Origin of the sequence: Amycolatopsis sp. NPDC051758 (genome assembly GCF_044453095.1) — a bacterium.
Classification (GTDB): Bacteria; Actinomycetota; Actinomycetes; order Mycobacteriales; family Pseudonocardiaceae; genus Amycolatopsis.
The window spans coordinates 572,329-596,151 of the sequence record NZ_JBITCJ010000001.1; the positions used below are offsets into that span (position 1 = coordinate 572,329).

Consider the following 23,823-nt stretch of genomic DNA (forward strand, 5'->3'; position numbering starts at 1 on the left):
AACCCACTCGAGATGTGCGGCATCGCAGGCACCTACCTCTGGCCGGACGGCGGGCCGCTCACCGACCGGCTGACCAAGACGCTGGCCCACCGCGGGCCGGACGGCTCCGGCCGCTACGACCACCGCGTCGGCGCCGGCGACGTCCACCTGGGACACCGGCGGCTCTCGATCCTCGACCTGACCGAGACCGGCGCCCAGCCGATGGTGCTGGACGGGCTTGCGCTGAGCTACAACGGCGAGCTGTACAACGCGCCGGAACTGCGGGCCGAGCTGCAGGCGGCGGGGGTGCGCTTCCGCGGCACGTCCGACACCGAGGTGCTGCTGCAGGCGTGGCGGCGCTGGGGCACCGACTGCCTGCCGAAGCTGCGCGGGATGTTCGCCTTCGCGATGTTCGAGGAGGGCACCGGCGAGCTGTTCCTGGTCCGCGACCAGCTGGGCATCAAGCCGCTGTTCTTCGTGCAGCGTGCCGGCGGGGTGGTGTTCGCGTCGGAGCTCAAGGCCCTCGCGGGTGAGCTCGGCGGGTCGCTGCAGGTCGACAACGCCGCGCTGATCGCGTCGCTGCTCTACTACTGGGTGCCGGACAGCCGGTGCGCCTACCAGGGCGCGGAGAAGCTGCAGCCGGGCACCTGGCTGCGCTGCCGCCCGGACGGCCGGGTCGACCGCGGCCGGTTCTGGTCGCTGCGGGAGGTCGCCGAGGAGGGCGCGGCCTACGAGGGTGACGTCGACCTGCACGAGGTGATTTCCGAGTCGACCGCCAAGCACCTGCTCTCCGACGTCCCGGTCGCGACGTTCCTCTCGGGTGGTCTCGACTCCAGCTACCTGACGGCGCTGGCCGCGCGGTCGCAGCCCGGGATCTCGGCCTACACCATCGGGTTCCGCGCCGAGGACGCCAAGTTCGAGGCGATGCCGGACGACCTGAAGTACGCCCGGATCGTCGCCGAGAAGTTCGGCGTCGACCTGCACGAGATCGAGATCGCGCCGCAGGTGCTCGACCTGCTGCCGAAGATGATCCACCACCTCGACGAGCCGATCGGCGACCCGGCGGCGATCAACTCGTTCCTCATCTGCTCGGCCGCGCGCGAAGCCGGCGTCAAGGTGATGCTGTCCGGGATGGGCGCCGACGAGCTGTTCGCCGGCTACCGCAAGCACCTTGCGAACCTCATCGCGCTGCGCTACCACAAGGTGCCGGGCGCGGTCCGCCGTCCGGTCGAGTCCCTTGTGGACCGGCTGCCGGTGGCGTCGGCCAAGCGCGGGTACCGCTCGGTGCGGTTCGCCAAGCGGTTCCTGTCCTTCGCGGGCCTGCCCGAGGAGACGGCGTTCCGGCGCAGCTACACGATGTACGACCGGACGGAGCTGCTCGACCTGCTCAACCCGGACTTCGCGCCCCAGGTCGACGAAGTCCTGACCGAGCACGCGGACACCTACCACGACCAGGCGCTCGACGACTTCGTCAACCGGATGTGCCTGGCCGACTCGCGGATGTTCCTGCCCGGCCTGAACCTGACCTACACCGACCGCTCGACGATGGCCGCGTCCACCGAAGTCCGGACGCCGTTCGTCGACGTCGAGGTGGTGCGGGCGGCGTTCCGGATCCCCGGGCACAAGAAGATCGTCGGCCGCGGCGGGAAGATGGCGCTCAAGAACGCGGCGCTCAACATCCTGCCCAGCGAGATCGTGCACCGGCCGAAGGGCCTGTTCAGCGCGCCGCTGCGGGCCTGGATGAGCCGCGATCTGGCGCCGCTCGTGCGCGAAGTCGTCAACGAAGGCGTGCTCGTGGAGTCCGGCTTCCTGCAGCGGGAGGCGCTGCAGCGCATGGTCGCCGAGGACGCCGCCGGCCAGGAGGACCGCGGCAAGCACCTCTGGCACATCTTGACCCTTGAGTACTGGTACCGGAACGCGATGGCGGGAGCGAAGTGAAGCAGGTCGTTCAGAACTACAAGAGTGGTGAGCTGGCACTGCTCGAGGTGCCGGAACCGGCCTGCAAGGCCGGCGGGGTGCTCGTCCGGACGGTGTACTCGCTGATCTCCACCGGCACCGAGATGATGAAGGTGTCCGAGGCGAGCCTGTCCCTGGTGGGCAAGGCGAGAGCCCGGCCCGACCAGGTGGCGAAGGTCGTCCAGAGCGTGGCGACCAACGGCCTGTCGGCGACCTACCGCAAGGTGACGTCCAAACTGGACTCCTACACCCCGCTCGGCTACTCGCTGTGCGGCATCGTCGAGCAGGTCGGCGACGGCATCACCGACGTCGCGGTCGGCGACCTCGTGGCCTGCGCGGGCAACGAGCACGCGCTGCACGCCGAGCTGAACTGGGTGCCCAAGAACCTCTACTCCCGCGTCCCCGCCGGCGTCGACCCGCGGCACGCGGCGTTCGGCACCGTCGGCTCGATCGCCATGCAGGGTGTCCGCCGCGGCGAGCCGCAGATCGGCGACGTCGCCCTGGTCATCGGGCTCGGCCTGATCGGCCAGCTCGTGGTGCAGCTGCTCGCGTCGTCCGGCGTGCGCGTCTTCGGCGTCGACCCCGACCCCGAGCGCTGCAAGCTCGCCGAGAGCCTCGGCGCGCTGGTGTGCAGCCACCCGGCCTCCGGTGTGGTCGACACCGCGGTCGAAGAGGCGACGCACGGCGCGGGTGTCGACCAGACCTACCTCGCCGCCGGCGGCAACACGAACGACCCGGTCGAGCTGGCCGCGAAGCTGTCGCGCGACCGCGGCCGGGTCATCGACATCGGCAAGTGCAAGCTCGACCTACCGTGGAACGCCTACTACGAAAAGGAACTGGACGTCCGGTTCTCCCGCTCGTACGGGCCGGGCCGCTACGACCCGTCGTACGAGCTCGAAGGCCGCGACTACCCGATCGGCCAGGTCCGCTGGACCGAGCGCCGCAACCTCGAGTGTGTCCTCGACTTGATCTCGCGCGACCGCCTCGACGTCGAGCCGCTGATCACGCACGTCTCGGACTTCTCCGAAGCCGTCGAAACGTACAAGGCGCTCAACGAAGGTGAGCTGAAGGCCGTCGCGGTGCTCTTCCGCTACCCGGACGCGGTCGCGAAGACCGAGCCGGTCGTGACGTCCGCGCGGGTCGGGCTGGTCGAGCACAAGGCCGCGCCGCTGCCGGCCGGGCAGCCGGTGCGCCTCGGTTTCATCGGGGCCGGCAACTACGCGTCGTCGATGCTGCTGCCGCACCTCGCCGAGCGGGCCGACGCCCAGCTCATGCACGTCGCGACGACGTCGGCGCTGTCCGGCGCCAACGCGCGGCGCAAGTTCGGCTTCGCCGAGGCGTCCACCGACATCGACAACGTGCTCGGTGACGACTCGATCGACGCCGTTTTTGTCGTGACGCGGCACAGCTCGCACGCCGAGCTGACCCGCCAGGCGCTGCTCGCGGGCAAGACGGTGTTCGTCGAGAAGCCGCTCGCGCTGTCCCCCGAAGAACTCCAGAAGGTGCTCGACGCGATCGAGGAGTCCGGCAACAACCGGCTGCAGGTCGGCTTCAACCGCCGGTTCGCGCCGCTGCTGCACGAGGCCCGCGGCCAGTTCGGCCCGCGGGTCGGCCCGGCGACGGTCCGGTACCTGGTCAACGCCGGCCGGCTCGACCACGGCAGCTGGTACAACCAGACCAGCACCGAAGGCTCGCGCTTCGCCGGTGAGGGCGGGCACTTCATCGACACCGTCAGCTGGCTGCTCGACGCCGACCCGGTCTCGGTGTACGCGACCGGCGGCACGGACCTGCAGGTCACCCTCGGCTACGCGGACGGCTCCACGGCGGTCATCACCTACGCCGAGAGCGGCTCGTCGGGCTTCCCGAAGGAGACGCTCGACGTCACCGCCGACGGCAAGGTCCTGAAGTTCGACGACTTCGTCCGCGCTTCGGTGTACTCGCGCAAGAAGTGGGCCAGCTCGCGGATCCCGAAGGGCCGCGACAAGGGCCAGGCCGCCGAGGTCGACGCCTTCCTCGAGGCCGTCCGCACCGGGGGCCCGATGCCGATCTCGGTCGCTTCGCTGGCCGCGACGACGCTTGCCACGCTCGCCGCGCAGACGAGCGTCGCGAACGCGGCGCCGGTCCGGCTCGAACTGCCGCGGAAGGCCGGTGCCCCGGCATGATGGGTCCCGGCTGGTACCTGCGCCGGCTGTCCCGGATGGGGCCGGCGGAGGTCCTCGGCCGCGCGCGCCACGCCGTCGTCCAGCGGCAGTGGCGGTCCACGCTGCCGGAGCCGCCCGACTGGCCGTCGCATCCGCGCTTCACGGCCGCACTGCCGGACGGCGTGCTCGGCAAGGTGTCCGGTGAAGCGGTCGAACAGCTGCTGGTCACGGCCGATGAGCTGATGGCCGGCCGCGCCGAGTACTTCGGCGTGGTCCGGGACGACATGGTCGCGCCGGATTGGTTCCTCGACCCGAAGACCGGCCGTCGCGCCCCTGACGACGACTACGCGTTCGACGTCCCGTACCGCTCCGAAGACGCGGTCGGGGACATCAAGCAGATCTGGGAGCCGTCACGCCACCAGCACCTGACCGTGCTGGCCGCGGCGTACGCCCTGACCGGGGCCGACGCCTACGCCGAGCGCGCGGCCGAGCACCTGCGGTCGTGGTGGGCGGCGAACCCGCCGTTGCAGGGGCCGCACTGGGTCAGCGGCATCGAGCTGGGGATCCGGCTGCTGTCGTGGGTCTGGACCCGGCGGCTGCTCGACGGCTGGGCGGGGGTCGTCGAGCTGTTCGACGAGAACCCGGACTTCCAGCTCCAGCTGTGGCACCACCAGAACTGGCTCGCGACCCTGCGCAGCCACGGCTCGTCGGCGAACAACCACGTGATCGCCGAGGACGCCGGGCTGCTGGCTTCGGCGTGCGCCTTCGGCTGGTTCCCGGAGTCGCCGCGCTGGCGGACCGAGGCGATGCGCTCGCTCGACGTCCAGCTGGGCCGCAACACCTTCGCGTCCGGCCTCAACGCCGAGCTCGCGTCCGAGTACCACGGCCTGGTGCTGGAGCTCGGCCTGGCCGCGGCGGTGGAGGCCGACGTGGCGGGCACCCCGGTGCCGGAGTCCACCTGGGACACCCTGCTCCGGATGACCGACGCGCTGGCGTCCATTGTGGACAACCGGCTCCGGCCGCCGCGGCAGGGTGACGCCGACGACGGTTTCGGCCTGATCGTCGACGGCGAGGAGACCGACCGCTGGGCGTCGCTGCTGGCGACCGGTGACGCGCTCTTCGGCCGCCTCGGCTGGTGGCCGCCGGTCCCGGGGGACGACGTCCGCACGCCGCTGCTGGCCGCGCTCGTGCTCCGGACCCCGCGTGCCACCGGCGTGGTGCGCCCCGACCGCCGTCCCGCGCAGCTGCGGGACGCGGGCATGACGATCCTGCGGTCCGGTCGCGTCTGGGCCCGCTGCGACGGCGGGCCGCACGGCTTCCTGTCGATCGCCGCGCACGCCCACGCGGACGCGCTCTCGGTCGAGGTCCGGCACGACGGTGTCGACATCCTCGCCGACCCGGGCACCTTCTGCTACCACGGCGAGCCGCAGTGGCGGTCGTACTTCCGGTCCACGCTCGGCCACAACACGCTGGAGCTGGGTGGCCGTGACCAGTCGGTGTCCGGCGGGCCGTTCCTGTGGACCCGGCACGCGGTCACGAAGGTGCTCACCGTCCACACCCCGGACGAAGGTGCTTCCCGCTGGTCGGCGGCCCACGACGGGTACGCCCCCACGGCGCACCGCCGCACCGTGGAGCTCGACGGCAGCGAACTGAAGATCGTCGACGAGGTCCTGCGCGGCGCCGGCACGGACTTCCGCCTCGCGTTCCACTTCGGACCGGACGTGCGGGTCGTCCTGGACGGCCACCGAGCCCGGCTGTCGTGGCAGCGTGACGGTGAGCGGCGAACGGCCTCGCTCGTGCTGCCGGAATCCGTCACGTGGACCGCGCACCGCGGCGAGCAGGATCCGCCGCTCGGCTGGTACTCACCGGGATTCGGCCGGCGAGAGCCGGCCACCACCCTCGTCGGCGCGGGCACGGCGGCGTCCGACGAGACCCTGACCACGCTCCTCGGCTTCGAGTCATGAGGGGCGCGGGGCGGGCACGATCGGCGTGGGGCGCCCTCTTCGGGACGCTCCTGCTCGGGCTGGGCGCCTGCTCCACACCGCCTCCACCGGACAACACGCCGAAGGCCGCCGCCGTCTGCGGGCACGTGCCGGCCGGGCCCGCCACCGCGCCGGCCGGTGCCGTGACCGTCGACCCCGCGGTCCACGGCGACCTGCTCACCAAGACCGAAGCGAACCCGCCCGGGACCACGTTCTGGCTCGCCCCCGGCACGCACACCCTGGGCGACGGCGAGTACGACCAGGTGGGGCCGAAGGAGGGCGACCACTACATCGGCGCGCCCGGTGCGATCGTCGACGGCAAGAAGGTCAACCGCTACGCCTTCTCCGGCAAGGCGACCAAGGTGACGATCGAGCACCTGACGATCACCGGGTTCAAGCCGCCGGACAACGAAGGCGCGGTGAACCACGACTCCGGCGCGGAGTGGACGATCCTGGCCAACGACCTCGTCGAAAACGCCGGCGCGGCGGTCATGGGCGGCACCCGCGAGGTGCTGAAGGGCAACTGCCTGCGCAACAACGGCCAGTACGGCCTCAACGGCTGCTGTGACGACCTCGGCGGGCTCAGCGGGCTGGTGATCGAGGGCAACGAGTTCGTCGGCAACAACGCCGAAGACGTCGAGAAGAAGTACCCCGAGGGGTGCGGCTGCAGCGGCGCGATGAAGCTCTGGGCGGTCAACGGCGCCGACATCCGCGGGAACTGGATCCACGACAACCGCGGCCCGGGGATCTGGGCGGACACGAACAACAACGACTTCCTGATCGAGGACAACGTCATCGAGAACAACGACGACACCGCGATCTTCTACGAAACCAGCTACAACGCGACCATCCGGAACAACCTGCTCAAGGGGAACAACCTCGTCGCCGGGCGGAAGTACGTCCAGGAGGACGACAGTTTCCCGGTGGCCGCGATCTACATTTCGGAGTCCGGCGGGGAACCGCGCGTGAAGGCGCGCACCGCGAAGATCGAAATCTCCGGCAACACCCTGGTGAACAACTGGTCGGGCATCACCCTGTGGGAGAACGCGGACCGCTTCTGCAACAGCCCGGCCAACTCCTCCACCGGCGTCTGCACGCTGCTCGTCCCCGAAGTGGCGAAGTGCGCGCCGCCGGGCATCGCGGCCGAGCCGCTCCGGGGTGACTGCCGGTGGAAGACGCAGAACGTGGACATCCACGACAACCACTTCTCCGTCGACCCGGCCGCGATCGACTGCCGGGAGATGTGCGCCCGGATGGGCCTGCTCTCCAACTTCGGCACCGTGCCGGACTGGTCGCCGTACCAGGCCGAAGCGGTCGAACAGGCGATCACGTACAACCAGAACAACCGGTGGTCCAACAACCGCTACTCCGGTCCGTGGACGTTCGTGACCGAAGAAGCCAGCCGGCTCGCCGATCCGGCACGCTGGCAGGGGGTGCCCTACCAGCAGGACCAGGGCAGCACGTTCGACGCGGGAGGCGGGAACTGATGAGCCGAGCCGAGCACCCGCACGACGTCCCGCGCACGGCGCAGGCGGTCAAGGTCATCAGCGTCGTCTGGGCGCTGCTGGTCTTCAACACGCTGGGCTCGCTCGGCGCGTCCGTGCTGCCGATCCCGCGCTCGGTGCTGCAGATGCTCACCATGTCGTCGGTCGGCTTCGCCTTCGTGCTCGCGCTGGCGGTCAACCCGCGGTTCAAGTTCCGGCCGAGCGCCTACCTGATGCTGCTCACGCTGCTCCTCGTCGGCAGCTTCGCCAGCAGCGCGCAGCTGACGTCCGGCTGGGGGGCGCTGTTCCGCTGCGCCCGGTTCTCCCTCTTCATCGGGACCCTCTGGCTGATCAGCCCGTGGATGGACAACGCGCTGCACTTCGTGAAGCACCACGTGCGGGTGCTCGCCGCGCTGCTGGTGACGGTGGGGATCGGCCTGGTCGTCGCGCCCGGGCTGGCGCTGAACGAGATCAACGAGGGCCGGCTCACCGGGGTGCTGTGGCCGCTGACGGCCACCCAGGTCGGGCAGTACGCGGCGATCACCATCGGGCTGACCGTGCTGCTCTGGCTGAACAAGCTCACCACCGGGAAGAGCGTCGCCCTCGTGTCGGTGCCGGCGACGGTGATGCTCGTGCTGACCCACACCCGCACCGCGACGGCGGGCCTGGTGGCCGGCCTGGTGGTGGCCGGGCTGTCGATGCTGCTCACCAACGCCCGGGCCCGGAAGGTGCTGGTCTGGGCCATCGCGGCGGCGGTGGCCGGGATCGTGCTGCTCGGCGCGTTCATCCAGGCCTGGCTGCTGCGCGGGCAGGACCAGGAGAACTTCGCCAACCTCACCGGCCGCGCGAAGGTGTGGGGCCGGTTGCTGGACATGCCGCGCACGTGGTTCGAGCAGGTGTTCGGCACGGGATTGTCCAACAAGTCCTTCGACGGCTTGCCGATCGACAACAGCTGGCTCGCGGTTTACCACGAACAGGGATACCTGGGCGTGGTTGTTGTGGTGCTGTTCCTGCTGACGCTCGTCGTCGCCGCCATTTCCCGGGCCCCTTCGCCGGCTCGCGCGTGCGCATTGTTCCTCATCAGTTACTGCCTGCTCGCGTCCTACACGGAAGCCGGACTCGGTGACGCGTCGCCGTATCTGCTGCACCTGGCGCTCGCGTCCTGGCTGCTCGCGACCCCTTCGCCGGACAGTGAAGCGGCGCTCTCACCCCGGTCCGATCACCTGAGCAGCGCGGCGTAACGATGCCCCGGGCCAGGACGACCTCATTGTCGCAACACGAATTTCTCCGGTGCGGGGCCGCCCCGGGCCCATTCCCCACAGAAAAGGCGGGCGAACCGTGAGCCGACCAGGGGTGCTGCTCGACCGAGACGGCACGATCATCGTGGACACCGGCTACGTCGGTTCGGTCGACCGGGTCGAGTTCATCGACGGCGCGGCCGAAGCCATCGCGGCCCTCAACCGCGCGGGCCTGCCGGTGGCCGTGGTCACCAACCAGGCCGGCGTCGCCCGCGGGTACTACGGCATCGAAGACGTGGAGCAGGTCCACAAGTACATGATCGCGGAGCTCGCCCGGCACGGCGCGCACGTCGACCTGTGGCTGTTCTGCCCATACCACACCGACGGTGTCGTGCCCGCCTTCGCGCGTCCCAGCGCCGACCGCAAACCGGGCCCCGGCATGGCGCTCGCCGCCGCGCAGGCCCTCGACCTCGACCTGACCGCCTCGTGGGTGGTCGGCGACAGCCCGTCGGACGTCGGGCTCGCGGAAGCCGTGGGCGCGCGCGCCCTGCACGTGGGCCCGCCCAGCTCGGCCGTGCACGGGGTCGACACCTACCCGGACCTCGCCGCCGCCGTCCGGGTCATCCTCGGCGACGAAGACCTCGCCGCGCCGGCCGGGCACACCGGCGTCGACGGTGTGCCGAAGTTCCCGGCCGCGCGCTTCCACCGGGCGGACTCCTACGGCGGCGCGTACGTCAACGAGATCACCCGCGCGTTCGGCACGGTCGACCTCGAGCAGATCAGCCGCGCGGCCAAGATCCTCACCTCGGCCCACGACCGGGACGCGACGATCTTCGCCTGCGGCAACGGCGGGTCGGCGTCGATCGCCAACCACCTGCAGTGCGACCACCTGAAGGGTGTCCGCAACGGGACCGGGCTCACCACGCGGGTGCACAGCCTGTCCACCAACGTCGAGCTGTTCAGCGCGATCGCCAACGACCTCGGGTACGAGCAGGTCTTCGAGTACCAGCTCCAGTCCCAGGCCCGCCCCGGAGACGTCCTCATCGCCATCTCGTCCTCCGGCCGGTCGCCGAACATCCTGCGCGCCCTCGACTGGGCCGCCGCCCACGACGTGGCGACGATCTCGCTCACCGGCTTCGAGGGCGGCCCGGCCCGGACCAAGGCGACGGTTTCGGTGCACGTCGACTCCGTCAACTACGGGGTGATCGAAGACGTCCACCAAGGCTGCATGCACCTGCTGGCCCAGTACGTCCGACAAGCGAGGATGACCCCCGATGCCGTTGTCTCCCAGACGTTCTGAGCGCATGCGCGTCGCCATCAACCTGCTCACGGACGACCCCGGCAACCCGTCGGGCGCGCACTGGTTCTGGACCCGGGTCATCCCGGAGATGGCCAAGCGCCTCGACGAGCACGAGTCGTTCCACCTGCTGGTGAGCCCGAAGTCGAAGCCGACGCACCAGGGTTACGGCCCCAACGTCAAGTACATCACTTTCCCGTGGTCCAACGAAAAGCGGAACCTCCGCACGCTTTCGGAGCACCTGCTTTCGCCGGCCCGGCTGCCGCTCGGGCGCATCGACGTGCTCAACACGCTGATGGCGCCGATCGTGCGGTCGGCGCCCGGGCTGGTCGCGCACATCAAGACGTTGCACGCCTACACCACCCCCGACGCCATCTCGCGCGGCGCGCGGCTGTACCGGCAGTTCAGCTACCCGCGCACCGTGGCGAAGGCGGACGCGGTCATCCTGAACTCGAACAGCCTCGTCGCCGAGGCCCAGGAGTACCTGGACATCGACCCGGCGAAGATCCGGCTGATCCCGGAAGCGGTGGACCACGACCTGTTCAACCCGGGCGACCGGGAAGAAGCGTTCCAGCACGTGTCGCAGCGGTACGGCGTCAGCAAGCCGTTCGTGCTGTTCGTGTCCTCGCTGTGGCCGTACAAGAACTGCGAAGGCCTCATCCGCGCGTTCGCCGCGGCGAAGAACGAGCTGGGTGACCGGCAGCTGGTCGTGGTCGGCCCGGGGCGCGACACGGAGTACGTCGGTGAGCTCAAGGCGCTCGCGGACAGCCTCGGCATCGGCGGCGACGTGCTGTGGGTCGGCGGGGTGCCGCTGACCGAAACGGTGCACTTCTACCGGGCCGCCGACGTGTTCGTCTACCCGTCGCACAACGAGACGTTCGGCCTGCCGATCCTCGAGGCGATGGCCGCGGCCTGCCCGGTGGTGACGTCCAACGTGACCGCGATGCCGGAGACCGCCGGCGGCGCCGCGCTGCTGGCCGACCCGAAGGACCCGGACTCGATCGCCGACGCCATCGTCAAGGCCTGCGGGCCGGAGAACGAGCGCCTGCGCAAGAGCGGTCCCGAGCGGGCCGGCGAGTTCACCTGGGCGGCCACCGCGGAGAAAACCCTGGCCGTCTACCGCGAAGTGCACGCGATCCGGAGTGGACGTTGAGAATCCTGGTCACCGGCGGCGCCGGGTTCATCGGGTCGCACACCTGCGACCGGCTCGTCGAGCTCGGGCACGAGGTCACCGTGCTGGACGCGCTCGTCTCGCCCGTGCACCGCGACGGGAAGCCGAACCACCTGACCCCGGGCGTCGACTTCTACGAAGGTGACGTCCGCGACCGCGACCTCGTGCGCAACCTGCTGCGCCGCACCGACGCCGTCTACCACTTCGCCGCGTACCAGGACTACCTGCCGGACTTCGCGAAGTTCACCGACGTCAACGTGACGTCGACGGCGATGATCTACGAGATCATCGTCGCCGAGCGGCTCGACATCTCCCGCGTGGTCGTGGCGTCGTCGCAGGCGGCCATGGGCGAGGGCCTCTACCGGTGCGCCGAGCACGGTGAGCAGACCCCCGACATGCGCCCGGAGAGCCGGCTGAAGGCCGCGGAGTGGGACGTCCGGTGCCGCGAGTGCGACGGCCCGCTCACGATGCTGCCCACGCCGGAACGGGTGTCGAACCCGCAGAACGCCTACGGCATGTCCAAGCACGGCGAAGAAGTCGTCGCGGTGAACCTCGGCCGGCGGTACGGGATCCCGACCGTCGCCCTGCGCTACAGCATCGTCCAGGGCCCGCGGCAGTCGGTGTACAACGCGTACTCCGGCGCCTGCCGCATCTTCAACCTGCACTACCTCCTCGGCGGCGCGCCCACGCTGTACGAAGACGGCCAGGCGATCCGCGACTACGTCAACATCCACGACGTCGTCGACGCGAACGTCCTGGTGCTGACCGACCCGCGGGCCGCGGGCCGGGTGTTCAACGTCGGCGGCGGCGAGGCGTACACCACGCAGCAGTTCTCCGACGTCGTGCAGCGGCACTACGGCTCTTCGGAGCCCGGCGTGGTCAGCGGCGAGTACCGCTTCGGCGACACCCGGCACATCCTCTCCGACATCGACGCGCTCAAGGAGCTCGGCTGGAAGCCGCAGCGCTCGCCCGCGGAGTCCGTCGCCGAGTACGCCGGCTGGCTGCGGGACATGCCCGGCCTCGACGAGATCCTCACCCAGGCGAACGCGAAGATGCGCTCCCTCGGTGTCGTCCGGAAGGCCGGGGCGTGAAGGCGTTCCTGCTCGCCGCCGGCCTCGGCACCCGGCTGCGGCCGCTGACCGACCGCGTGCCGAAGTGCCTGGTGACCGTGGGCGGCAGGCCGATGCTCGACCTCTGGCTGGACGCGCTCGAGGCCGCCGGGGTCGGCGAGGTGCTGGTCAACCTGCACCACCTGGCCCCGCTCGTCCGGTCGCACCTGGCCGGCCGGCGCGGCGGGCCGGTGGTGCACCTGGTGGAGGAGCCGGAGCTGCTCGGCAGCGCCGGAACGCTCGCCGCCAACCGGAAGTTCGTCGAGCACGAGGAGAGCTTCCTCGCCCTCAACGCCGACAACCTGACCGACTTCGACCTCCGCGTGCTGATCGACGCGCACACCGCCGGCGGCGCCCCCGCGACGTTGTCGCTGTTCCACGCGGCCGAGCCGTCGCGCTGCGGCATCGTGACCGTGGACGACGGCGGTGTGGTCACCGCGTTCCACGAGAAGCCGGAGAACCCGCCGGGCGACCTGGCGAACGCCGGGATGTACGCGTTCACCCCGGAAGTGCTCGACCTCATCGGGCCGGCGCCGCGCGACATCGGCTTCCACCTGCTGCCGCAGCTGGTCGGCCGGGCGCGGACGGTCTCGATCGGCGACTCGTACTTCCTCGACATCGGGACGCCCGCCGCGCTCGCGAGCGCACGAGAACACTGGGAGAGGCGAGCAGGATGATCATCACCCGCACCCCGCTGCGCATCGGCCTCGTCGGAGGCGGCACGGACCTGCCGGTGTACTACCGGGAACACGGCGGCCGTGTGCTGAACGCCGCGATCGACAAGTACATCTACGTCGTCGTGAAGCAGCGGTTCGACGACGACATCTACGTGAACTACTCGAAGAAGGAGATCGTCTCGCGGGTCGAAGACCTCGAGCACGAGCTCGTTCGCGAAGCCATGCACATGACCGGAGTGCGCGGTGGGGTCGAGATCACCACCCTCGCGGACATCCCGTCGTCCGGGTCCGGCCTGGGCTCGTCGTCGTCGGTCACGGTCGGGCTGCTGCACGCGCTGTTCGCCTACCAGGGCCGTCAGGTGACGGCGAAGGAGCTGGCGGACCGGGCGTGCGCCATCGAGATCGACCGCTGCGGCAAGCCCATCGGCAAGCAGGACCAGTACGCGGCGGCCTACGGCGGCCTGTGCGACCTGCACTTCGGCCCCGGCGACGACACCCACGTCGAGCGGATCGAGCTGCCGCGCCCGCAGTGGCGTGCGCTGCAGGACGAGCTGATGCTCTTCTACACCGGCGTCACGCGCAGCGCGAACAACATCCTGGGGGAGCAGACCGCCAACGTCGGTGACCGCTTGCCCCAGCTCAAGCAGCTGCGCGACCTCGCCGGTGAAGCGGCCGACGGGCTGCGCGCGCTGGACGTGAGCGCGCTGGGCATCGCGCTGCGCAAGAGCTGGGACGCCAAGCGCGCGCTGGCGTCGGGGGTGTCGAACCCGCAGATCGACGAGGCCGTGGAAGCGGCGCTCGCGGCCGGCGCGTCCGGGGCCAAGGTGACCGGCGCCGGCGGGGGCGGCTTCCTGCTCGTCACCTGCCCGCTCGAGCACCAGCAGGCGGTGCGCACCGGGCTGCCCGGGATGAAGGAGCTGCCGATCCAGCTCGAGCGGCAGGGCTCGCGCGTGATCTTCAACGTGCACCAGGACATTTGGAGCTGACCGGCCGCCGTGCGCCCGTTGTCAATCCGGCCGAAAGCAGGCCGACCGTCGAGCGACAGGTGCCCGGTGCTACGAGGGCCATTCGGCCGTGACTGTGGCCGGATTGGCAACGAACGGCACAGTATGATCGGACTGTGACGCGCATGGACTTCCGGGCCGCGGCACCCGCGTTGGCCCGGCCGGTGCGGGTGCCGCTGTTCGTCGTCGCCGTGGTCGCCGCGGTGGTAGCCGTCGTCATGGGGTTCCTGTTCCACGGCCACACCCTCGGCACCGAGCTGGACGAGTCGGTCTACCGGACGCTGCACGGGAGCATCGAACCGTCGTTCGCCTACGGCGTGGCCTGGGTCATCGGCTCCGCCGGGGATCCCCTCGGCGCCGCTCTGATCGTTGTGCTCCTGGCCTTCCTGGTGCACCGGGCGGGCCAGACCCGGCTGGCGGTCCTGGTCGTCGCCGGCCCGGTGGTCACCGGCGTCGTCACGACGCTGGCGAAGCCGGTGGCCGGCCGGTACATCAACGGGGACAACCTGTCCTACCCCAGCGGGCACACCGCCTTCGTGACCGCCGTAGGCCTGATCATCGGGCTGTTCCTGACAACCCGGTACGGCCTCGGCCGGATTGGCGGGACCGCCGTGGTGCTGGGGCTCGCGCTGCTGTGCGCGGCGGCGATGTCGTGGTCGCAGGTCTCGGACCGGGTGCACTACCTCTCCGACACCTTCGGCGGTTTCTGCGTCGCCATTGCGTTGGTGACGGCGACCGCGACCATTGTGGACGCCGTCATCGATAGGGTGAACGCCCGCCGCTGACGCCGTTTCCGGCCTTATCGTTGCCGACGTGAAACGGGTGTTGTCGGTTCTGGTGTCCCTGCTCGCGGCCCTCGTCCCGGCGGTGGCCGCGCCGGCGGCCCACGCGGACCCGGCGCGCGCCCATGTCTGTGACAGCGAGGGCCTCCGGGGCCCGGACGCCCCGCCTGCGGGCGCGGTTGTCGTCCCGGCCGGGCGGCTCGACGGCAGCGACCTGGAGACCCCGGGCGCGACCTACTGGTTCGCCCCCGGCGTGCACACACTGGCCCCCGGCGAGTACTCCCAGCTCGCCCCGGCCGAGGGCGCGACCTTCGTCGGCGCGCCCGGCGCCGTCCTGGACGGCAACCACGACAACCGGTACGCGTTCACCGGGCGCGCGAAGAACGTGACCATCCGGCACCTCACGATCACCGGCTTCGCCGCGCCGCGGGACGAAGGTGTGGTCAACCACGACTCCGGCGACGGCTGGGTGGTCGAGCACAACACCCTGACCGGCAACGACGGCGCCGCGCTGATGGCCGGCGCGGCGAACCGGATCACCGGGAACTGCCTGCGCGACAACGGCCAGTACGGCCTCAACGCCTACCAGGCCGGCAACGGGATCCGGCAGCTGCTGGTCGAGGGCAACGAGTTCACCGGGAACAACACCGCCGACTGGGAGTCGAAGGTCGAAGGCTGCGGCTGCACCGGCGCGATGAAGTTCTGGGCCGTCGACGGCGCCGACGTCCGGGGCAACTGGATCCACGACAACCGCGGCCCCGGCCTCTGGGCGGACACGAACAACAACAACTTCCTCGTCGAGGACAACGTCATCGAAAACAACGACGACGTCGGGATCTTCTACGAGATCTCGTACAACGCGGCGATCCGTGGAAACGAGCTGCGCCGCAACGGCTGGGTGGCGGGCCGCCGCGCGGTCGAGAAGGGCGACCCGTTCCCGGTCGGCGCGATCTACCTGTCCGAAGCGGGCGGTGACGCGCGGGTCCCCGCCCGGTTCGCGAAGCTCGAGGTGAGCGGCAACCGGCTCGAGGACAACTGGGACGGCATCGTCGGCTGGGCCAACGCGGACCGCTTCTGCAACTCCCCGGCGTCCACGACGTCGGACTGCACCCGGCTGGTCGGGCCGTCGAACACGTCCCGCTGCGCGGCGCCGGGCATCGCCTCGGCGCCGCTGTACCGCGACTGTCGCTGGTGGACGTCCGAAGTGGACATCCACGACAACGTCTTCACCTTCCACCCGGCGACCGTCGGCTGCTCCGCGCGGTGCGGCCGGATGGCGCTGTTCGCCAACGTAGGCACGGTCCCGAGCTGGTCCCCGTACCAGGGCGACGTCATCCAGCGCGACATCGTCCACACGGCCGGGAACCGCTGGCACGACAACAGTTATGCGGGGCCGTGGCAGTTCACGGTGGTCGACATGGCCACGACGGTCCCGGCCGCCACCTGGACCGGCCCGGTCTACGGACAAGACTCCGGCAGCACCTTCGCGAGCTGACCCTCAGGCGAAGGGGCGGAAGACCGGCTTCACCGCTCGGCCGCCCATCCACGGCGTCGGATCTCCCGCGTCGAGAGCCTTCCGGTACACCGTGCAGGCCTGGGCGACCACGTCGATCGTCTTCTCGATGTCCGCCTCGGTGAGGCCCGCGCTGACCACGAACGACGGCCCGAGCACGCCGCCCGACAGCAGCTCGCGCAGGAACAGCGTCCGGTACGGCTGGGACGGCTTGAGCTGCTCGTCGAGGGTGCCGAAGACCAGGTTGCTCGCCCGGCCGCGGACGACCACGTGGTCCTCGACCCCGATGCCGGCCGCGACCTCGCGGACGCCGGCGGCGAGCCGGTCGCCGAGGGCGTGCAGGCGGGCGATCACGTCCTCGTCGCGGTAGACGTCCATCACCGCCATCGCGGCGGCCAGCGAGTGGGTCTCCGCGCCGTGCGTGGTCGAGAGCAGGAACACCCGCTCGCGGTCACTGCGCAGCCCGCCGAGCTCCATCAGCTCTCGCTTGCCGGCCAGCGCGGAGATCGCGAAGCCGTTGCCCAGCGCCTTGCCGAACGTCGAGAGGTCCGGGGTGACGCCGTAGAGGCCCTGCGCGCCGTGGGCGGACCAGCGGAACCCGGTGATCATCTCGTCGAACACCAGCACCACCCCGTACCGCGTGGCGAGCTCCCGCAGGCCCTTGAGGTAGCCCAGCGGCGGGGCGACGACGGTGGCCGGCTCCAGGATCAAGCAGGCGATCTCGCCTTCGTGGCGCCGCAGGAGCTCTTCGGTCGCCGGCAGGTCGCCGTACGGGAAGGACAGCGTCGTTCCGGTCACCTCGTCCGGGATGCCCGCGTTCATCGGCGTGGTGCCGATGAACCAGTCGTCGGTCGAGAAGAACGCGTGGTCGGCGCACTTCGCGACGAGCTTGCGCCCGGTCGCGGCGCGGGCCAGCCGGACCGCCGCCGTGGTCGCGTCGGAGCCGTTCTTGGTGAACTTCACCATGTCGGCGGTCGGCACGTTCTCGAGGAACCGCTCGGCGGCCTCGGCCTCGATGATCGACGGCCGGATGAAGTTGCTGCCCTTGCCGAGCTCGCTGCGCACCGCGTCGAGGACCCGGGGGTGGGCGTGGCCCAGGCTGACCGCTCTCAGCCCGGCGCCGTATTCGATGTAGTCGTTGCCGTCGACGTCCCAGACGTGGCCGCCGAGGCCGTGGGAGATGACCGGAGCCATCCCTTCGGGATACTGGTCCGAGCCCTTGGCGTAAGTGTGCGCACCACCCGGGATGACCCGGTGCAGCCGCTCGTTCGCCGTCGCGGAGCGGGGCAAGTTCGTTCCCATGGGGATCACCTCGTTGGTTTCAACGCCTCTCCGAGAGACGGCGCGCGCTCATCCCGGTCACTGACCATTGTGACCGACAGTGGCCACGAAATGTCCAATTCAGGGTCTTTGTACGAAATTGTAATGTCTTCGGCGGGGTCGTGGGCCCGGTCGATACGGTACGAAACGTCCGAGGGATCCGTGAGTGACTGGAATCCGTGCGCGCACCCCGCCGGGATGTACACCGAAACCTGCGTATCACCGGAAAGTTCGAAGGACTTCACATTGCGGAATGTCGGCGAATCCGGTCGGAGATCCACGACGACGTCGAAGACCGCGCCGTACGAGCACCGCACGAGCTTGGCCTCCCCGGCGCCGCCGCGCAGGTGCATCCCGCGGACGACGCCCTTGCGGGACCGGGAAAGACTGTCCTGGACAAAACCGTCCGGGTTGATGCCGACCGAGGCGACCACGTCGCGGTCGAACGTCCGGCTGAAGAACCCGCGCCGGTCGGGGAACGGCGTCGGCTCGAACAGGTACGCGCCCTCGATTTCGGGCACCGGAATGGCCTTCACACCGCACCTCCGTCGATGACGAGCTTGGAAAGCTCGGTGAACTGGTCTTCGACCCGGGCCGCCATCTCTTCGGACCGCCGCGTCACGATTTTGACCACTTCGCCGCGGTTCTCTTCCAGCCGGCGGAAAAGCGCCACCAGCCGGTCGAAGTCGGGCTCGCGGGCCGAGAGGCAGAACTCGTCCACCCCCAGCAACGACATCAGCACGTCGCTCTTGCGCGCGTAACCGAACGAGACCGTCGGTTTTGCGGACTTCAGCGAGCACAGGACGTTGTGGTAGCGCGTGGCCACCACGGTGTCGACCGCCGCCATCTGGTCCATCAGGTCGCCCAGCGACTTCAGCGGCCGGGTGGTGACGTCGGCGTCCGGCCGGTGGGCCCGGGCGTCCGCGATGACCTCGCCGGGCACGTCGAGGTCGGCGACGTCGCCGATGAACAGCCGGACCGGCCGGCCCTCGTCGACCATCAGCCGCACGAAGCGCTTGACCGTGCCGAGGTACGCCGCGTTGATCCGGTCCGCCCGGTCACGGTCGTCGTTGTTGCCGTGGAACTCCATCAGCCCGACGCCGACCGCCCCGGTCGACGGCCGCGGCTCGGGCGCGGGCAGGGCGAAGGCGAGGTCCGGGAAGACGTGGTCGTCGCGGACGTCCACGCCCATCCGCCCCAGCGCCTCGCGGGAGTGCTCGTCGCGGAACGACCGGTAGTGCGCCAGCCGGGCCGCGCGGGAGACGACCCACCGCGTTCCGCGCTTGCGGACGTAGTCGGCTCCGACGCTCACGAGCGCGACCTTGGCGCCGGTCAGCCGTGCGGTGATCCCCAGCCAGAGCAGCGAATACGGCAGTGCCCACGGCCGGATCGGCAGGGTCGCTTCGAGCACGCCCATGCCGGGCACGATGACGACGTCCTGCTTGCGGACCCACTTCCAGGTCCGGTACGGGTCGAGGAGCTTGCCGAGCACCTTGAGCGCCGCGGCCCGCAGGCCGGTCGCGTCGCCCGCGTGCGGCTCGTACCACTGCAGGTGCGTCGCCGGCGCGTCGTAGCGCGCGGTGAGCTCCTCGGGGCCCATCGCGAGGAAGTCGAGCCGGACGTCCGGGTACGCGCGGCGCACGTAGGCGACCACTGCCTCGAGGGAGCCGTCGTTGCCGAGGTTGCCCGAACCGAGGATGCCGAAGAAGCCGATCTTCGTCACGCGATCAGCCCGGCCTTCCGCAGCGGCTTGCCGCCGAACCACTCGGCCATGACGGCGTAGCAGTTCCGGCGCTCGGTCGCGGTCAGCGGCGCCTGCCGGATCGCGGAGACGTAGCCGGCCAGGTATTCGCCGAACAGCCGGGCCTTCGACTGGCCCGCCCGGCGCGGGTCGAGGTTGGTGCACACCTTCTGCACGGTGCCCAGGTTGTCCCCGCGGCCCGGGTGCTCCCGGCGGAAGAACATCACCTCCGGCACCTGGACGAACGTGCCGTGGAGCGAGAGTTCGCCGACGAACTTGCGGCCGGCGTTGTGGTAGCTGTCGTGCGGCGCGATCCGGCGCAGCACCGCGGTGCGGATGACGCCGTAGAAGTCGTCGCCGCCCTCGCGGAACACGAGGTCGCGGAACCGGACCGCCGGGTCGGGCGAGTCCGTCCGGAGCTGGTAGTCGTAGTTTTCGAGGATCTCGCCCTGCTCGTCGACGATCGCCATGTACGAGTGGGCGAGCACGGCTTCGGGGTGCTCGTCGAGCGCCTGGACGCAGGCCGCCAGCAGGCCGGGGGCGAACAGGTCGTCGTGGGCCGCCCACTTGAAGAGCTCACCGCGGGCGGCCTGGACGAGGAAGTTGTGGTTCGGCGCGGCCCCGATGTTCCGGGGCTGCCGCACGTACCGGATCCGCTCGTCCTTCGCGGCGTACTTCTCGCAGATCTCCCGCGTGCCGTCCGTCGACGCGTTGTCCGAGATGATCAGCTCGTAATCGGTCCAGGTCTGCGCGAGCAGGGTGTCGATGGCCTCGGCGAGGTAGTTCTCCCCGTTGAAGACAGGCAGTCCGATGCTCAGCCGTGGTGCGCTCGTCATGGTGTCCTCGTTTCCTGAGGGGTGCGGGTGTGTGCGCGAACCGCGAGGTGGAGCTGGCTCCACCAGAGGAAGGCGGAGAGGAACGTGGCGGTGGCGACGCCCCAGCCGGAGCCGACCGCGCCGCCGAGCACGGCGCCGCCCAGCCCGCCCACCACGTAGAGCGCGGAGGCGATCAGCTGGCAGCGCATGCTCCGCCGGGCCGCGCCCAGCGCCCGCAGGCCGGTGCCCGCGCCGCCGATGAAACTGGCGTTGAACACCGAGAAGGTGGCCGGGAGGATCAGCAGCTGCGCGGTGTGCCAGACGTCGCCGAGGACGAACTCGCCGAGCCGGTCGTTCAGCACCAGCAGCAGCGTGGTGCCCCAGATCAGCGCGGCGAAGGCCTGCGAGCCGCCGAGGAGGAAGCAGAACTTCATCAGCTTGTGGACGTCGCGCTTCACCACCCGCGCCGCCTCCGGCACCGCGACGAAGGCGAGTCCCATGAGGACGGCGACGAACGGCCCGAGCAGCAGCTCGCCGCCGCGGACCGTGCCGACGGCGGCGACCCCGGCGATCGCGCCGAGGCCGTACATCCGGATCTGCGAGCCGCTGCTGTTGCTCACGTTCTCGACGAGGTAGCGCGTGCCGAGGTCGCGGTGGTCGCGCAGCCAGGTGCGCACGCCGGCGAGGCTCGGCCGCAGGTGCGTCTGCACGTAGCCGTACCCGGCGGCCACGGTTGCGGCGCCACCCCAGGCCAGCAGGAACGTGACGACGTTGGCGTGCAGGCTCGCCAGCAGCATCGTGGGGATCATCGCGACACCCCACACGACGTCGTTCAGGAAGGCCTTCTGGCCTTCACCGGAGGCGAAGAACGCGAACCGCCAGCTGTCCTGCAGCAGCAGCGACGGCATGATGACACCGAGCGCGACGAACGCGGAGCCGAATTCGCCGCCGGCCGCGAGGCCGAAGAGCAGGCTGACGGCGCCCGCGCCGACGCCGATCACCAGCGCGGTCGCCGACGCCCGGGCCACGGCGCCGCGCCACAGGTCGGTGTCCACCCCGCTGAACCGGACCATCAGCGGGTCCGTCGCCAGCCCGCGGGAGATGTTGATCAGCACGCCGTAGGTCACCCAGGCGAGGCTGAACATGCCGAACGCCGTCACGCCCAGCTCGCGGGCGACGAAGATGCCGATGGCGAAGTTGGTCAGGCTCGACACCGCCTGGTCGCCCAGGCCCCACGAGAGCCGCCCCGCCATCGCCTTGAGACCGGCGCGGCGGGGGCGGACGGCGCGGTGCTGACCGGTCGTCATCGAGTTCACTCCTTGACCAGGCCGGCGTCGTGCAGGGCACGCGCCGCGACGTCCACGATGCCGAACGGGAGGCCGGCGCGCTCGGCGATGTCGAGGAGGCTGTGCTCGCCGTCGGAGAGGTTGAGCACCCAGAGCATCGCCATCTGGGCCTGCTTGGCGTCACTGCGGCCGCCGAGCGAGTCGTACAGCCCGCGCTTGCCGAGCTGCGGCTCGCCGTACGGGCTGAGGTTGACGTAGCGGCGGTTGCGATCCAGGACGCCGAACGCGTCCTTCAACGCGCCGAGCGTGTCCTCCATCGCCGACGGCGAAACGAAGGCCGGGTTGTCGGCGGAGGTGTGGTACTCGGGGTAGCCCGCGTACGGCGTCCGCGTCAGGGAGCCGACGCCGAGGTTGAAGCCCGGCGAGCAGAACTGGCGCTCGTCGTAGCCGTACGGCGAGAAGTCGATGACGCGGTGTTCGCGCGTCTTCAGCACGTGCTGCAGCACACGGTCGATCTCGGCGTCGTCGCGCCGGGACTTCTTGTAGGTCAACGATCCCGTGTCGCCGGCGCAGGCCAGCACCAGCCCGTGCTTGACCTTGTCGATGCGGTCGGCATTGCGCGCGAGCCAGGTGATCGAGCCGATCGTGCCCGGCATGAACAGGAACCGGTACGTGTAGTGCGGCTGTGTCTCGGCCAGCTGCTGGGCCAGCGAGATCGCCACCGCGATGCCGGCGAGGTTGTCGTTGGCCAGCGACGGGTGGCAGACGTGGCAGGACACGATGACCTCGTCGGTGACGCGGCCGGGGACGACGTGCTCGCCGTAGGTGAGCGAGCCGTCGGCCAGGGTCGAGTCGATGACCACGTCGTAGTCGCCGTCGGGGAGTGCGTCGAGCTTCTCCTGCGCGAGGCAGAATCCCCAGGCCGGGGCGTAGTAGCTGGTCCGGTAGGGAACCCACGACGGCTGGTCCGGCAGCGTGTGGAGGTGCCCGCGCAGCTCGCTCAGCGGCATCCGCTCGTTCACCGGGACGCTGTACCCGACGACGTGCAGGTTCGACTCCTGGAAGTCGATCACCCGCTCGCCGTCCGGAGTGGCGACGTAGGCGTCGCGGATGTTCCACTCCTGCGGGATCGTCCAGTCCAGCACCTGGGTGCCGGTCGGGACCTCGTGCCGCTCCAGCGAAATGTGCTCGCCGACGATGTCCAGGGTCTGCCGCACGCCGTCGCCGGTGATGCTGCGGCAGATCGGGTACAGCCGCTCGACCAGGGCGTGCAGTTCCGCCCCGGTCCGCAGCCGGGTGCTCGTCACTAGCGCCGCCGCATGGTGTCGTCGACGCGGCCGGCTTCGCCCTCGCTCTTCAGCCAGGCGAGCCGGGTGAACAGCTGCTGGAACGACTCGCGGGTCAGCCCGAACTTCCGGTAGGCCTCGATGAGCTCGACGGCGCCGTCCTTGACCGACCACTCGCAGGTGAAGCCGGGGATGGCGGCGCGGAAGCGCGAGAAGTCGACCCGGTAGGAGCGCGGGTCGGAGCCGGCTTCACCGGTGATGTTCAGCGTCGAGCCCGGCACGGCCTCGACAACCTCCTGCGCGATCTCGGCGACGGTGACGTTGTTGTCCTCGGTGCCGATGTTGAAGGCCTTGTTGTGCACGGCCTCCTTCGGCGCCGTCAGCGCGGCGGTGAACGCGCGCGCGATGTCCTGGGCGTGCACCAGCGGGCGCCACGGCGTGCCGTCGGAGAGCACCAGCACCTCGCCGGACAGGTGGGCGTGCGCGGTCAGGTTGTTCAGCACGATGTCGCCGCGCAGCCGGGGCGAGTAGCCGAACGCGGTCGCGTTGCGCATGTAGACCGGGGTGAAGTCGTCGTCGGCGAGCTCGTGGACGTCGGCCTCGACGCGCACCTTCGACTCGGCGTACGGCGTCACCGGCTTCAGCGGCGCGTCCTCGTCGACCAGGTTGTCGCCGCCCGCGCCGTACACCGAGCAGGTCGACGCGTAGAGGTAACGCTTGACGCCCGCGTCCTTCGCCAGCTTCGCGAGCTTCACCGACGCGTGGTGGTTGATGTCGTAGGTCAGCTCGGGCGCGAGCGAGCCGAGCGGGTCGTTCGACAGCGCGGCGAGGTGGATCACGGCGTCCACATCGGACACGTGCTTCGCTTCGACGTCACGCAGGTCGACGACGTGCCCGGCCGGGTCGGCCGGGACGGGCCCGAGCAGGCAGTCTTCGAACAGCCCGGAGTCCAGGCCGACGACCTCGTGCCCGGCGGCCGCGAGCACCGGGGCCATCACCGTCCCCAGGTAGCCCTTGTGCCCCGTCAGCAACACCCGCATCG

Annotated in this window: 19 protein-coding genes; 12 read left to right on the plus strand and 7 right to left on the minus strand. The window is 70.4% G+C overall.

From position 1 onward, the window contains the following. Window positions 1-12: 12 nt before the first annotated feature. The 12 genes from asnB (at window position 13) to ACIA5G_RS03095 (ending at window position 16,315) form a co-directional block, all read left to right on the plus strand. Window positions 13-1,917 (plus strand): asparagine synthase (glutamine-hydrolyzing), encoded by a 1,905-nt coding sequence (asnB, locus tag ACIA5G_RS03040; protein WP_395920550.1) that lies wholly within the window; start codon window positions 13-15, stop codon window positions 1,915-1,917. After that, window positions 1,914-4,097, plus strand: a complete 2,184-nt coding sequence (locus ACIA5G_RS03045) for a bi-domain-containing oxidoreductase (protein WP_395920551.1) — start codon at window positions 1,914-1,916, stop codon at window positions 4,095-4,097. Before asnB ends, ACIA5G_RS03045 begins: the two co-directional genes overlap by 4 nt. Next, complete coding sequence (locus tag ACIA5G_RS03050) at window positions 4,094-6,040, plus strand: alginate lyase family protein (RefSeq protein ID WP_395920552.1); 1,947 nt, start codon at window positions 4,094-4,096, stop codon at window positions 6,038-6,040. Before ACIA5G_RS03045 ends, ACIA5G_RS03050 begins: the two co-directional genes overlap by 4 nt. Further along, window positions 6,037-7,545 (plus strand): right-handed parallel beta-helix repeat-containing protein, encoded by a 1,509-nt coding sequence (locus tag ACIA5G_RS03055; RefSeq protein ID WP_395920553.1) that lies wholly within the window; start codon window positions 6,037-6,039, stop codon window positions 7,543-7,545. Before ACIA5G_RS03050 ends, ACIA5G_RS03055 begins: the two co-directional genes overlap by 4 nt. Continuing rightward, on the plus strand, window positions 7,545-8,783 hold the full coding sequence (locus ACIA5G_RS03060) for an O-antigen ligase domain-containing protein (RefSeq protein ID WP_395920554.1): 1,239 nt from the start codon (window positions 7,545-7,547) through the stop codon (window positions 8,781-8,783). Before ACIA5G_RS03055 ends, ACIA5G_RS03060 begins: the two co-directional genes overlap by 1 nt. 97 nt (window positions 8,784-8,880) lie before the next feature. Then, window positions 8,881-10,080: an HAD-IIIA family hydrolase gene (locus ACIA5G_RS03065; protein WP_395920555.1), complete on the plus strand. Its 1,200-nt coding sequence runs from the start codon at window positions 8,881-8,883 to the stop codon at window positions 10,078-10,080. Between the two features lie 4 nt (window positions 10,081-10,084). Continuing rightward, window positions 10,085-11,230, plus strand: coding sequence for a glycosyltransferase family 4 protein (locus ACIA5G_RS03070; RefSeq protein WP_395920556.1), 1,146 nt, complete (start codon window positions 10,085-10,087; stop codon window positions 11,228-11,230). Then, window positions 11,227-12,339 carry an NAD-dependent epimerase/dehydratase family protein gene (locus ACIA5G_RS03075; protein ID WP_395920557.1) on the plus strand — a complete coding sequence of 371 codons (1,113 nt, stop codon included), beginning with the start codon at window positions 11,227-11,229 and terminating at the stop codon, window positions 12,337-12,339. The genes ACIA5G_RS03070 and ACIA5G_RS03075 overlap by 4 nt, the downstream gene beginning before the upstream one ends. Beyond that, window positions 12,336-13,034 (plus strand): NDP-sugar synthase, encoded by a 699-nt coding sequence (locus ACIA5G_RS03080; protein ID WP_395920558.1) that lies wholly within the window; start codon window positions 12,336-12,338, stop codon window positions 13,032-13,034. The genes ACIA5G_RS03075 and ACIA5G_RS03080 overlap by 4 nt, the downstream gene beginning before the upstream one ends. Next, window positions 13,031-14,020, plus strand: a complete 990-nt coding sequence (locus ACIA5G_RS03085) for a GHMP kinase (protein ID WP_395920559.1) — start codon at window positions 13,031-13,033, stop codon at window positions 14,018-14,020. The genes ACIA5G_RS03080 and ACIA5G_RS03085 overlap by 4 nt, the downstream gene beginning before the upstream one ends. Before the next feature lie 143 nt (window positions 14,021-14,163). Next, window positions 14,164-14,823, plus strand: coding sequence for a phosphatase PAP2 family protein (locus ACIA5G_RS03090; RefSeq protein ID WP_395921862.1), 660 nt, complete (start codon window positions 14,164-14,166; stop codon window positions 14,821-14,823). A 28-nt stretch (window positions 14,824-14,851) separates the two neighbouring features. Next, on the plus strand, window positions 14,852-16,315 hold the full coding sequence (locus ACIA5G_RS03095) for a right-handed parallel beta-helix repeat-containing protein (RefSeq protein WP_395920560.1): 1,464 nt from the start codon (window positions 14,852-14,854) through the stop codon (window positions 16,313-16,315). 3 nt (window positions 16,316-16,318) lie between these two features. Here ACIA5G_RS03095 and ACIA5G_RS03100 read toward each other — a convergent pair whose 3' ends face one another. The 7 genes from ACIA5G_RS03100 to ACIA5G_RS03130 are packed head-to-tail and all read right to left on the minus strand — an operon-like array spanning window position 16,319 to window position 23,821. Continuing rightward, window positions 16,319-17,635 (minus strand): glutamate-1-semialdehyde 2,1-aminomutase, encoded by a 1,317-nt coding sequence (locus ACIA5G_RS03100; protein WP_395920561.1) that lies wholly within the window; start codon window positions 17,633-17,635, stop codon window positions 16,319-16,321. 5 nt (window positions 17,636-17,640) lie between these two features. Continuing rightward, window positions 17,641-18,189 (minus strand): dTDP-4-dehydrorhamnose 3,5-epimerase family protein, encoded by a 549-nt coding sequence (locus tag ACIA5G_RS03105; protein WP_395920562.1) that lies wholly within the window; start codon window positions 18,187-18,189, stop codon window positions 17,641-17,643. After that, complete coding sequence (locus ACIA5G_RS03110) at window positions 18,186-19,376, minus strand: polysaccharide pyruvyl transferase family protein (RefSeq protein ID WP_395920563.1); 1,191 nt, start codon at window positions 19,374-19,376, stop codon at window positions 18,186-18,188. Before ACIA5G_RS03110 ends, ACIA5G_RS03105 begins: the two co-directional genes overlap by 4 nt. Continuing rightward, the gene (locus tag ACIA5G_RS03115; protein WP_395920564.1) at window positions 19,373-20,230 is read right to left on the minus strand and encodes a glycosyltransferase family 2 protein; all 858 of its coding nucleotides are present in this window, start codon (window positions 20,228-20,230) and stop codon (window positions 19,373-19,375) included. The genes ACIA5G_RS03110 and ACIA5G_RS03115 overlap by 4 nt, the downstream gene beginning before the upstream one ends. Then, entirely contained in the window at window positions 20,227-21,516 is a 1,290-nt protein-coding gene (locus ACIA5G_RS03120; protein WP_395920565.1) for a hypothetical protein, read from the minus strand. The genes ACIA5G_RS03115 and ACIA5G_RS03120 overlap by 4 nt, the downstream gene beginning before the upstream one ends. 5 nt (window positions 21,517-21,521) lie before the next feature. Further along, complete coding sequence (locus ACIA5G_RS03125; RefSeq protein WP_395920566.1) at window positions 21,522-22,802, minus strand: DUF4910 domain-containing protein; 1,281 nt, start codon at window positions 22,800-22,802, stop codon at window positions 21,522-21,524. Then, complete coding sequence (locus ACIA5G_RS03130) at window positions 22,802-23,821, minus strand: NAD-dependent epimerase/dehydratase family protein (RefSeq protein WP_395920567.1); 1,020 nt, start codon at window positions 23,819-23,821, stop codon at window positions 22,802-22,804. Before ACIA5G_RS03130 ends, ACIA5G_RS03125 begins: the two co-directional genes overlap by 1 nt. Between the last annotated feature and the right edge of the window lie 2 nt (window positions 23,822-23,823).